Here is a 12,554-nt window from a genome sequence, read left to right on the forward strand (position 1 = left end):
TCAAGATGTTACCCATTCTCCGGTCGCGGCGAATTCACTGGCTGCGGGCTCAGCATCGGCACCGCTCAGGTTAAATACCGCGACCACGCCGGAAAGATATTCAGCCTGACCCGCCAGCGAATCGGTGGCACTGGCGGCTTCTTCCACCAGCGCGGCGTTTTGCTGCGTGACTTGATCCATCTGGCTGACCGCCTGGGCGACTTGCTCAATCCCACGGCGCTGTTCATCTGACGCCGAGGCAATTTCGCCCATAATGTCGTTCACCTGCGTGACCGAACGGACAATTTCAGCCATTGTTGTCGCCGCCGTATCGACCAGCTTCGACCCCTGCTGGACGCGGTCAACGGACTCTTCAATTAACACTTTGATCTCTTTGGCCGCCTGCGCGCTGCGGCTGGCCAGGTTACGAACTTCCCCGGCAACCACCGCAAACCCACGCCCCTGCTCCCCGGCACGTGCCGCTTCTACCGCCGCGTTCAGCGCGAGGATATTGGTCTGGAACGCAATCCCGTCGATCACGCTGGTAATATCGCTAATTTTCTGCGAACTTCCCGCGATGTCGCGCATGGTGTTTGCCACGTTCGCTGCCTGCTGCCCGCCCTGCTTCGCGGTATCGGCCGCGCTGCGGGAAAGCTGTGCCGCCTGGCGAGCGTTATCGGCGTTCTGCCCCACCGTGGCCGTGAGCTGTTCCATGCTGGCCGCCGTTTCTGCCAGGGAAGCCGCCTGCTGCTCAGTGCGAGCCGACAGGTCGCTGTTGCCTGCGGCGATCTCGCCGATACCAGCGTGCATAGAGCGGGTGCCGCTGCGCACCTGGCTGACCGTCTCTTTTAACGCCGCCTGCATATTTTTCAGGCTGGCGAATATCTCCGAGATCTCATTGCGCCCGAAGACCGAAATCGGCTTCGCCAGGTCCCCGGCGGCAATGCTGTCAAAGTGGCTACGCACAATCGCCAGCGGCTGCACAATCATCTTGCGCGACCAGGCCAGGGAGCCAAGCAACAGCACCACGGCAACGATCGTCACCACGGTGAAAATCACCGCGGAGATATGGTAATTTTTCTGGCTGTCACCGCTCGCGGTTTGCACAATCTGATTAATGCTCTGCTGCCAGGCATTGAAGTTCGCGTCAAAAACGCCCTGCGATTTCTGTACCGGCGCGGTCATAAAGTCGGAAAGCTGGTTGTTCTCGAGCCACGTCGCCTGATGCTGGAGATCGTCTCTGAACGCCGCGTAGCTCTCTTTCGTCGACGTCAGCATTGTCTCGGCTTCACCTTCTTTCGGCGGGATCTCAAGGAACTGGTTAAACAGCATATCCGCCTGCTTCAGGCTGCTGCGCGCATCCGCCATCAGGCGCTTAATATCGTCCGGTGGATAGCTGAGCGCCGTCAGCGTGCCCGCCCGGTTCAAGGCATTGCTGGCCTGCAGTAACGCGGCCCGGCTTTGGGTTAACGCATCGCGCTGCTGATTGCTAACCTCAACCCTTTTCAGGTTCTGGAAATCGTCACGAAAAGCCCAGAAAGACAACCCATTACTGCCAATCTGCAAAACGCCGCAGACAATCAAAATCAGGAAAAGCGTGGTCGAGATCCGGATACGGTTTAACATCAAAGCTTCCCTCTGCCGGCCAGCAGGCCGGTATTCATCTGATCAGAAAGTTTCCCAGTTATCGTCATCCCCGGCCCGGGCCGGAGTACGCGGGGCATGAACCACAGGGCTTTGCGCTACCGGCGCGGCCACTGCAGGTTTTTTACTACCCGCATTCCCTTGCAAACGGAACGTCGCGACTGACTGAGTCAGGCGGCTGGCCTGCTCCTCCAGCGCGGCGGCCGCGGCAGCAGACTCTTCCACCAGCGAGGCGTTCTGCTGCGTCACTCTGTCCATCTCAGACACGGCCAGGGCGACCTGGTCGATACCCCGGCTTTGCTCGTCAGAGGCGGAGGCTATTTCCCCCATGATGTCCGTCACCCGCGTCACTGCGTTCACGATGTCGCTCATGGTTTCCCCGGCGCTTTCAACCAGCACGGAACCCGTATCCACGCGTGAAACGGAATCTTCAATCAGCAACTTAATTTCTTTCGCCGCCTGGGCGCTGCGGCTGGCTAAGTTACGCACTTCCCCGGCGACAACCGCGAAGCCGCGTCCTTGCTCACCCGCACGCGCGGCCTCTACCGCCGCGTTCAGCGCCAGGATGTTGGTCTGGAAAGCAATCCCGTCTATCACGCTAATGATGTCGGCAATTTTCTTGGAGGAGCCCGCGATGTCGTGCATGGTTTTCACCACGCCATCCACAACCTTGCCGCCGCGCTGGGCGGTTTCGGACGCATTCAGCGCCAGCTGAGAGGCCTGGCGCGCGTTTTCGGCGTTCTGCTTCACGGTGGCGGTGAGCTGTTCCATGCTGGCGGCGGTTTCTTCCAGGGACGCCGCCTGTTGCTCGGTGCGGGATGAAAGGTCGTTGTTGCCTGCGGCAATTTCGGTGGTGCCGCTGTAAATGGCATCCGATCCTTCGCGCACGCTGCTGACGGTGGTAATCAGTTCCTGCTGCATGTGCTGCACGCTGGAGGCAAGCTGGGTCAGCTCGTTTTTCCCTTCAACGTTAATTTTTTCCGTCAGGTTACCGGCCGCAATCTCGCGAATATGGCCAATCACCACGTTCAGCGGCTTAAGCAGGATCTGACGCATACCGACCCAGACCAGCAGAATCACTGCGGCCAGCGCCAGGGCTAAAATGCCAAGCTGCCAGATGGCAAAGGTGTAGCCGTCGCGGCTGTCGACGTACGAGGCTTCGTACATGCGATCGTTCAGCGCCAGGTAACCGTCGTAGGCTTTTTCAAGCGCATTCTGCATGCCCTGGGTCGACTGGCCGAAATAGGCATCCATGTTGCCGCTTTCCAGGTAGCCAATCAGCTCCGCCAGCGCCTGATGGTAGGTCTGGTAATCACCGTCGATATCTTTCACCACGGTGTTCATTTCGGCGGAAATGGGCGCAACCTGTTTAAAGTTGTTGTAGTGCTGCTCGGCGCTGGCGAGGGATTTCTTCGCATTGTTCAACAGATCGGTTTTGGCCGCGCTTTGGCTATTGGCCGGATCCATCATCATGCGCGCGGCAGAGCGGCTAAGGTTAATACGCGTGTGCAACATCAGGATCCATGCCTGATTTAATTCGGCCTGCTGCACCCGCAGCTCGCGGGAGACTTTGAAGTTATCATTGTTGTTTTTTAACGAATTAAAGAACATTCCACCGGAAATGATTTGCAGCAGCGCGAACACCACCAGCACCATCATCAGCATGGTGACAACGCGAATACGCTTTAACATAGGACGCCCTTTTAACGACTTGTTCCCGAGGTTATCGGCACCGCTCACGGGAACTTTACGTTAAGTCACAGGGAAATTAACCGGTTGCGCTATGGCAACCGGCTATCTGTCAGGCAGGGGAACGATCAATAGGTTACGGTGATAGTCACCGTGTCGGCATAGCTATCTGGCGTGTAATTGGTGCTCGGAATTGTGACATAGACCGGGAACTGCTGTGCAGCCCCGGTGCCGGTACTGGAAGGCATGTTCTGCGACGTGTTGCCCCACACCGCCCCGGATGTTCCGGTGGCTTGTCTTAGCTGATAAGGCACCTGATCGGTATTACTTCCCGTGCCTGACAATACCCCGGTGCCGCCCGTGTTGCCGTTCGATGGCGTCAGGCCCACGGTGTAAAGCGTGCCGTTGGTGCAGGCAATCCCGATGGTGTTATTCGAAGCCACATTGGTTTGCGTGGCCGTCACCGGCCCAAAGCTAACGTTATTGGCATAGCTGACGTTGCACTGCTTGCCCACTGTCGCCACCACGTTGAAGGGAAAGTTTGCCGTCACGCCCGTGCCGCAGCTTGCGGGCGGCGCCAACAGGCCGGTGTTCATTGTGACTGTCATCATGCCGCTGGTGTAAGTATCTTGATAGCCGCCTGGCGCGGCGGATATTTGCGGCAGCGTCATTTGGGCGTAGACCGTCAGGCTGCCGGTGACGGGCGTCAGGTTAAGCAAATTGAGCTGCACCACCGGGTACGTTGTTCCCGACTGGAACTGGCTTCCCCACGCCCCCCCGCTCAATGTGCCCTGATAAAGCTCATAGGACAGCGTACTGGCCGGTGGCCCGGCAAAGGACATTTTGTGGTTCCCTACCCCGGCCCCGTCGATATTGAAGCAGAGCGTCACCCCGGCAAGAAGATCGCCCAATTGCTTGGTACAGCTGTAATCGAAGGTCATCGACGTGTTCGGCGTGCCTGTCGCCAGCGGGTTGAGGGTGCCAAAGTTAACGTTTTGCACGTTACTCACCGAGCACACGACCGCATGGCTAATCCCGGGGGACAGCAAGAGCACCGCCAGCAGCAACAATTGTTTTAATCTCATGCGGTTCACTCCTGTAGCAAAGTCCACAGTTACGCTATCGGCACACGACCGGGCCAATAGTCGGTACGTTTTTCTGATTCTCTGGATAGTCAAACTCAGCCACACAAATTCCGCTTCCTGTCGTCACCCGGAGCTGATTATGTAGCTCAAGCGCATCGAAATAGGTCATGCCATCAAACCCGACAATCGAGTCCTGCCCGATGCCCGTCATCAGCCTGACCGGGCTGCCTTCGGCGATAGTTTTGCCTTTAGCGTCAACCAGACTTATCTGGGCAGCGCGAACCGGCTTGATATCAAAATTCACCAGCGTCCCGGAGCGGTCGGCTGGGGTCGCGTTCAGGCTAACGCTGCGGATCCGCATGTTGGCCGGCAGGTTCATCGGATCGATACTGATCAGGTTGTTCTGGTAGCTGTTGAGCGGCGTCACCAGCAGCCGTCCGCCGCTGTCGCTGTTGCCCACCAGGTTATGCTGCAGCTTGACCGGGACATTCGGGATCCCGTCCGTAGAGACCACGGCAAACCCGTTGTTGATCTCCCGGGCGGCAAACACGCCGCCGCCCATCATCACCAGCGACCCCGTCGCCCCCGCATAGCCATAATTGTTGTCAGGAATGCTGCGGAAGCCGGTATATACGCGGCCATAGCGCCCCAGGTAACCCACTTCGCCCTGCCCGGTTTGCTGGGAACTTTGCTGGCTGGCAGCTACGTTCCAGCCGACACCGCCCTCGGACGGTGGATTCTGGCTGGCATTGAGCTGGTAGCCCATCTTGTCACCGGTGCGCTGCACCGTCGCGCCGGCCGTCAGGCTATTGCTGGTACTGACGGTCAACATCAGGTAGACGCTGCGGTCGCGGGTATCATCAATGTTCTGGTTAAAGCTGGCGCTTAAAGAGATGTTTTCCGTGATCGGTTTAAACCAGCTGGCGTTGGCGTAACGAATAGCGCTTTGGTCAGGGTAGCGAAACTGCAGGTAACTCAGACTGAGATTCCCCCCTACGCCAAAGTTATACCCCACCACCGCGCTGCCGCTGAAGGCAGCCGGCGGGGCACCATACCGCGTCGCCACATCGTGATAGTCGCCGGAGGTAGCCGTGGCGCTGGAGCTAAAGTTGAAGCGCCCGCCGGACCAGCGGTACCCGAGACTATATAAATAGCCGCTCTCCCCGGCGTCCGAGCTTGCCGCCAGCGAGGTTGAAATCGTCCCGGACTGACTCCAGGGGATCCAGTCGCTGCTAACACCACCGTTGACCAGGCTGTCGCTGGCCTCCATATGGCCGCCTGCAGTCAGGCTGTTGCTGAACCCGCGTCGCCAGGTGCCGCTGATCGCCGGTTCGCTGGCGTAATCGAAAGAGGAATAGCCGTAGTTTTTTCTGACCACGCCCAGCTCAAGCGACCAGTCCGTCAATCCTTCCCTCAGCAGAAGCTGATCGTTGTAAAAAGAGAAGTTCTGCACGCTGGTTCTGCCGAGGGCATCGGTCATCATCACCTGAGCATCCCCTGCGCCGGTGATGTTTGGCAGCGTATTTAACTGGAAACTGCCCGCCGGAACCTCGCCGTTATAGTATTTAACCCCGTTGACATACAGCTCAACGCTTGAGGGCAGCGTGGCCGAACCCAGAAACGCCGGCAGCGGCGTCGTTGGCATATAAGGGTTGAGGCCAAAATCCGTCCCAATTTTCACCCCGGCAATGCGGGTCTGGCGGGACCATGACAGCGAGCTGGTGAGCGTATCGCCGAGGGTTACCGCCAGCATTTTATCGGGAAAGGAGGAGCGCCAGCTGGTGTCCAGGCGGCTAAAAGACTGATTGCTATTCTGTTCCGTGCTGTAGCGGGTAAGCTGGGTCGAACTCAGGACACCTGCCGAGTTAAACGCCCGGAACTCACTGAACGTATTGAAGTTGTTGCTCTTGCCACTGTCGCCGTAGAGGTCGTAATTCAGCAATGCCCCAAAGGCATTGGCGGCCTTCGGCGCGGACATGTCGGACTGGTTGAGCTGGGTGGTTTTCAGATCTAACAGGCTTAGCGGTGCGGTCAGGGCCAGGGTTTGTTGCTGGACGTTATAGTCAACTTTGACCTGAGCAATGTCATCCAGGTAATACGGCGGCTTTGCATTTTCCGGCAGGCGAAATCCCAACTGACGCAGGGCCATTGCGTCGCCGTAAAGTTTTCCCTGCGCGTAGCCAAGATGAACCAGACCCACGGCATTCCCGTTCACCGTCGTGTCCAGATATAAATCCACGCCTACAGGCTGAGCTGTATCATTGCTGGCCGCATTCTGAGGTAAGTCATTATTAGTATTTTGTGCTGCTGTCATGCCTGAGAAAAATAAACCATTAAGCAATACAATATTTACCAAAGAATATGGCCAGTCATAGATTTTGTTCTGTTTTTTGACCATTGATAGTGACTTCAACCTTTCCACTGTGATAAGCATCACTGGCAGACGAAGATATTATCCACCGCATAGTTGAACCGGGAAGAACATAACCTAACAGACCTGGCGTAATCGTTTTTCGCGCCCCATTAGCCTGAATAAATGTCATGGCAGAAAGCTGGGCGTGGCTGTTTCCCTGATTACTCACATCGACAAATGTTTTGCCATCGGTTTGCACCAATGCCCATTTTAGCTTCGCTGTGTTTTCAGCCTGCCCGACAGGCTGCAAAAACACCGGGACGGAATAGCGCATAACAAATTGAAGGGTATTTTTCTGCACTTTGGCAGGCGGAAGTTCATCAATAAACAAACGGTAGGCCTGTTCCACCTGATTGGTGGCAGGCGTCGTGCGGATCACGCGGACAAGCTGGCGCTCTCCGGCGGGCAGCGTCACCATCGGTGGGCTAATGACCAGCCCCTGAGAGGTTGACAGCTTGTCGGCATTGCCGCTTTGCTGCCAGTTGAAAACACGTACCTGCGCGTTGAGCGGCGCAGTCCCTTCATTACTTAACCAGATACCGTCCGCGTTTTGTCCGGCGGTCAATGTCAGGTTAACCGGCGATATTTGCAGGCCACCGGCCAACGCATTTTGTCCCACGGCCAGCGCCAGCAACAGGCATGCGCAGGCCGGGCGTCCGCCTAATTTCATTTTCATCCGTTGTCCTGAAATCAGTAGTTAACGTTGACGGTCACAGTATCCGCATAGCTGTCTGGCGTGTAGTTGGCGCTCGCCGCAGTGGCATAAACCGTATACGAGATAGCAAGCCCTGTGCCCACCCCCGCCACGCCGTTACCCACTGTCGTTGTGGTAGCAGTGTTACCCCAAACTGGCCCGGTAGCCGAGGTTTGGTTCAACTGATAAGGCACTTTGTCGGTGTTGGTTGCGGCGTTAAGCACGGACGACATTGCCCCCGAACCGGTGGTGGTTCCGCCGTTGGCCGCAGAAGGCGCAAGCCCAATAAAATAGGGCGTTGCCTTGGAGCAGTTAACGGTGAAAGTATTACTTTGCGAGGTGTTTACTGCGCTAGCTGCAACCGAACCCAGGTTAATATTCGAGGCCGTACCCGCCGTTACTGCACAGGACTTTGTAATAGTAATGAGGACCTGAAATGTACCGTTTGCCACCGCCGCATTAGCCGATGGAATAATCGCAAACGCAGTACAAGAGAGAATTAAGCGTGCTGCAGTGGCTGAATTCATATCCTTACCCTCATTCAAATGACTCAATCATGCTTCGCGAATATTCAGCGAAGCGGCACGGGATGATTTAACGTTAGCCTGTATTCCGCGCCAATAAAGACGGCGGACACCATAACTTGTCGTTTATATAATTCGTCATGAAGCCAAATGGCTGCCTCTAAATACCGTTCATGCTGCGGGGAGCATGGTTCTGCCCACAAATTAATCCCAATCGTTCACTTCACAAGCAGGCAAAACAGTGTCTGACCGCACCCTTTATAGACCTCTCGGTAAGAAAAAAATCAGTACGTTACGCCATCACTTAGTTGAAATTTAGTTTAGAGAATGGGAAATAACCAGACTCCCCCCCAAAATTCGCCTTAGCGGCCGATTGACACATTATTACCAATCAAAACAAGTCGTTAATCACTACACACCTCAGGGGCCTGCAAAGTGCAAAGAATATATCCGCAATTTTGTGACATCATTCACAAATAATGATTAAGTGCTGCTTAATTAACAATTAACAGAATTTATAAAAAAGAGTTGTATATCGGCGCGGTTTGATTCAATTTATGCTCCGCGCATTTACGGCCCGGAAACAATAATTATATAGGGGTCAGTAAGTTACAAAAAAACACACATTAACTACAGTCAACTACGGGGTTACTAAGTCAGTGGCAAGTTCAAACAAACTCACGCTATTCATCATTCTGTTCATGATAGCGGGGATCTTCACCGGCGCGGCCATCCATGAATACGCCGCCGCCGACGTTATCAAAAGCTACGCCGATAACATCACGCTGTTTACCGATATCTTCCTGCGACTGATCAAGATGGTGATTGCGCCATTGGTCTTTAGCACGCTGACGGTTGGTATCATGAAGCTGGGCGAAACCTCCACCATTGGCCGCGTAGGCGGTAAGGCGATGGTCTGGTTCGTCTCTTCTTCCGTGCTGTCTATTCTGGTCGGCCTGTTTATTGTCACCCTGGAGCATCCAGGGGCGGGCATGAACCTGGAAGTGCCGGCTGAAGCCGTGCAGACGGGCCTTGCCGTCAGCGGGATGACTCTGAAAGCCTTTATTTCCCACACCATCCCGACCAGCATTGCCGGGGCGATGTCGGACAACGAGATCCTGCAGATTGTGGTGTTCTCTATGTTCTTCGGGATTGCCGGCGCTTCTTTGGGTGAGAAATTTAACGCCCCGCTGGTAAGCGCTCTGGACGTTGTGTCGCACATCATGCTGAAAGTGACCGGCTACGTGATGTATGTCGCGCCGCTGGCTATCTTCGCCGCTATCTCTTCGGTGATTGCCACCCAGGGCCTGGGCATTTTGCTCAACTACGCTTCGTTTATCGGTGGCTACTATGTGGCTATCGTGCTGACCTGCGTCGTGTTGATTAGCGTGGGCTATATGGTGCTGAAGCGCGATGTGTTCCGCCTGCTGGCGATGCTGAAAGATCCCGTTCTGGTGGCCTTTACCACCAGCAGCTCTGAAGCTGCCTATCCGAAAACGCTGGATCAGCTGACCCGCTTTGGCTGCTCCCGTAACATCGCCTCGTTTGTGCTGCCGATCGGTTACTCCTTTAACCTGGTCGGGTCGATGGTTTACTGCTCCTTTGCGTCCATGTTTATTGCCCAGGCTTACAACGTGCACCTCTCCTTCTCTGAGATTGCCGTGCTGATGCTGACGCTGATGCTGGCGTCCAAAGGGATTGCAGGCGTGCCTCGCTCTGCGCTGGTTGTGCTGGCGGCAACAATTCCAAGCTTCAATATTCCGGTAGCGGGTATCCTGCTGTTGATGGGGATTGACCACTTCCTGGATATGGGTCGCTCGGCGATCAACGTGCTGGGCAACGGCGTGGCAACCGCGATGCTGTCCAAGAACGAAGGCATGCTGGAAGAAACTGACACCGTGCCGGGGGAAGAAGTTAAGGCATAAAAAAAAGGGCTACCCTCGGGTAGCCCTTCTTCTTTCCTTTCGATTAAATTCGATTAAGCGACCGCAGAATCCAGCAACTCCATCTCTTCGCTGTTCAGCAGCTTCTCGATGTTGACCAGAATCAGCATACGTTCGCCCAGCGCGCCAAGGCCTGTCAGGTATTCAGTCGACAGGGTGACAGCGAACTCTGGTGCAGGGCGAATCTGGTCGGCGGTCAGCGACAGCACATCGGACACGCCATCAACCACGATACCGACCACGCGTTTTTCCAGGTTCAGCACGATAACCACGGTATTGTCGTTATATTCCACGCCATCCTGCTCGAACTTCAGGCGCAGGTCGATGATCGGCACAATCACGCCGCGCAGGTTGGTGACGCCTTTGATAAAGGCAGGTGTATTCGCGATGCGCGTCACCTGATCGTAACCGCGGATCTCCTGCACCTTCAGGATATCAATGCCGTACTCTTCAGCGCCGAGGGTGAACACCAGAAACTCCTGGCCTACGTTTTCCCCGGTCAGTTTTGTCACATTCGTTAGTGCAGTCATTTGCGTACCTATTCTTTTAAGCGGTTAATCAGGCGACGGTTAGCGCCAGACGTTGTTCACGGTTTAGCCCCTGCAGCGCAGAAACATCGACGATCAGCGCCACGCTGCCGTCCCCCAAAATGGTGGCTGCAGAAATGCCCGGCACCTTGCGGTAGTTGCTTTCAAGGTTTTTCACCACCACCTGATGCTGGCCAATCAGCTGGTCGACCAACAGCGCGTAGCGGCGTCCGGCGCTTTGCAGGATCACCACAATGCCCTGCGTGGCTTCGGTTTTTGCGCCCTGGACGTCAAAGACTTTCCACAGCTCAACCAGCGGCAGATATTCCCCACGTACTTCCAGTACGCGCTCGCCGCCCGCCAGAGGGTGCAGATCTTCTTCCTGCGGCTGGAGAGATTCCATCACCGCGTTCAGCGGCAGAATAAAGACTTCGTCGCTCACTTTGACCGACATGCCATCGAGGATAGCGAGAGTCAGCGGCAGCAGAATGCGAATGGTCGTCCCTGCCCCGGCTTTCGACTGGATTTCGACGTGGCCGCCCATCTCCTGGATGTTACGTTTCACCACGTCCATACCTACGCCACGGCCAGACACGTCGGTGACTTGCTCAGCGGTGGAGAAGCCCGGCGCGAAGATCAGCATTCCGACTTCGTCGTCGGTCATGCTTTCACTGACCGGCATCCCCTGGGAAATGGCCTTCGCCAGAATACGCTCGCGGTTAAGCCCTGCCCCGTCATCGGTCACTTCGATACAGATATTGCCGCCCTGATGTTCCGCAGACAGAATCAGGTTGCCGACTTCCGACTTCCCGGCCGCACGGCGTTTTTCCGGCGACTCGATACCGTGGTCAAGGCTGTTACGTACCAGGTGCGTTAACGGGTCGATAATGCGCTCGATCAGGCTCTTATCCAGCTCGGTGGAGCTGCCCATCAGCGTCAGTTCCACCTGCTTGTTAAGCTTCCCGGCCAAGTCACGAACCAGACGCGGGAAGCGGCTGAAAACGTATTCCATCGGCATCATACGGATAGACATCACCGATTCCTGGAGGTCGCGCGCGTTACGCTGCAGCTGCCCCATGCTGGTGATCAAATCCCCGTGGTTGACCGGGTCAAGCTCGTTAGAGCGCTGGGCCAGCATGGACTGGGTGATCACCAGTTCACCGACCAGGTTGATCAGTTGGTCAACTTTCTCTACCGCCACGCGGATGCTGGTAGATTCAGATGCACGTGCGGCAGGTTTATCGCGCTCAACGCGACCTGTCGCAGGGGTTAGCGGCTCAGGCAGGCCAGCTTTTTGCACGGCGACAGCCGTTTGAGCGGGTGCTTCCGGCACCGCCACCGAAGTGGTTTCTGCCACCGTTGGCGCACTGGCTGCGGTAACCGGCACAAAGCTGATTTGCTCGGGCTCAATCACGAAGCAAAGTACGGCAGTAATATCGTCTTCGCTGACGCTGGTTTCCAGCGTGGCCGCCACAGATGCGGCGTCTTTGACCACTTCGCTCAGGGTGCCCAGGTTCCCCAGCTCTTCGAGCATCAGGTCACGTTCAGCGTCTTTCAGGCCGTCAATCACCACGCGCAGCTTGCCGCCGTTGTCGGCAGGGGCAGACGCAGGCTGTTCGGTTTCTACCACGGAGAGTTTGGCTGGCGCCGATGGCGCTTCGCCTTTGGCTTCCAGAGCCAGCTGACGCAGCGCTTTGCAGATGTAGTCGAAGCTTGCGGCATCCGGCTCTTCAGAATTTTTATAGGCGTCCAGCTGTTCCTGCATAATATCCTTGGTTTCCAAAAACAGGTTGATGATATCGGTGTTGAGCTGCATCTCACCGCGCCGCGCTTCGTCGAGCAGGTTCTCCATCAGGTGGGTCGTTTCCTGCAGGATGGAGAATCCAAACGTGCCGGCCCCGCCCTTAATGGAGTGGGCCGCACGGAAAATAGCGTTCAACTGTTCAGAATCCGGCGCCTCGGGCACCAAATCCAGGAGATGCTGCTCCATATCGGCCAACAGCTCGTCGGCTTCGTCAAAAAATGTCTGGTAAAAATCGCTAATATCCATGCTCAC

9 protein-coding genes are annotated in these 12,554 nt (G+C 56.0%); 1 reads left to right on the forward strand and 8 read right to left on the reverse strand.

What is annotated here, in order from left to right; genetic code table 11:
• The 6 genes from LH86_RS17910 to LH86_RS17935 form a co-directional block, all read right to left on the reverse strand.
• Nucleotides 1–1,605 (reverse strand): methyl-accepting chemotaxis protein, encoded by a 1,605-nt coding sequence (locus tag LH86_RS17910; RefSeq protein WP_039304170.1) that lies wholly within the window; start codon nt 1,603–1,605, stop codon nt 1–3.
• A 42-nt stretch (nt 1,606–1,647) separates the two neighbouring features.
• Nucleotides 1,648–3,315 carry a methyl-accepting chemotaxis protein II gene (tar, locus tag LH86_RS17915; protein WP_039304173.1) on the reverse strand — a complete coding sequence of 556 codons (1,668 nt, stop codon included), beginning with the start codon at nt 3,313–3,315 and terminating at the stop codon, nt 1,648–1,650.
• Between the two features lie 125 nt (nt 3,316–3,440).
• Complete coding sequence (locus LH86_RS17920) at nt 3,441–4,397, reverse strand: spore coat U domain-containing protein (RefSeq protein WP_039304176.1); 957 nt, start codon at nt 4,395–4,397, stop codon at nt 3,441–3,443.
• A gap of 34 nt (nt 4,398–4,431) precedes the next feature.
• Nucleotides 4,432–6,711, reverse strand: a complete 2,280-nt coding sequence (locus tag LH86_RS17925; protein WP_039306365.1) for a fimbria/pilus outer membrane usher protein — start codon at nt 6,709–6,711, stop codon at nt 4,432–4,434.
• Nucleotides 6,712–6,766: 55 nt separating this feature from the next.
• The gene (locus LH86_RS17930) at nt 6,767–7,486 is read right to left on the reverse strand and encodes a molecular chaperone (protein ID WP_039304179.1); all 720 of its coding nucleotides are present in this window, start codon (nt 7,484–7,486) and stop codon (nt 6,767–6,769) included.
• Nucleotides 7,487–7,500: 14 nt separating this feature from the next.
• Nucleotides 7,501–8,031, reverse strand: coding sequence for a spore coat U domain-containing protein (locus LH86_RS17935; protein WP_039294621.1), 531 nt, complete (start codon nt 8,029–8,031; stop codon nt 7,501–7,503).
• A gap of 656 nt (nt 8,032–8,687) precedes the next feature.
• Between LH86_RS17935 and LH86_RS17940 the strand changes: the two genes are divergently transcribed.
• Nucleotides 8,688–9,953 (forward strand): dicarboxylate/amino acid:cation symporter, encoded by a 1,266-nt coding sequence (locus LH86_RS17940; RefSeq protein WP_039304183.1) that lies wholly within the window; start codon nt 8,688–8,690, stop codon nt 9,951–9,953.
• Nucleotides 9,954–10,006: 53 nt separating this feature from the next.
• On the opposite strand, the gene cheW is transcribed toward LH86_RS17940, so the two are convergent.
• Complete coding sequence (gene cheW, locus LH86_RS17945; RefSeq protein ID WP_008453882.1) at nt 10,007–10,501, reverse strand: chemotaxis protein CheW; 495 nt, start codon at nt 10,499–10,501, stop codon at nt 10,007–10,009.
• A 28-nt stretch (nt 10,502–10,529) separates the two neighbouring features.
• Complete coding sequence (gene cheA / locus LH86_RS17950) at nt 10,530–12,548, reverse strand: chemotaxis protein CheA (RefSeq protein WP_039304186.1); 2,019 nt, start codon at nt 12,546–12,548, stop codon at nt 10,530–10,532.
• Nucleotides 12,549–12,554: the final 6 nt, after the last annotated feature.

It is taken from the genome of Cedecea neteri, from assembly GCF_000758325.1.
Classification (GTDB): domain Bacteria; phylum Pseudomonadota; class Gammaproteobacteria; order Enterobacterales; family Enterobacteriaceae; genus Cedecea; species Cedecea neteri_B.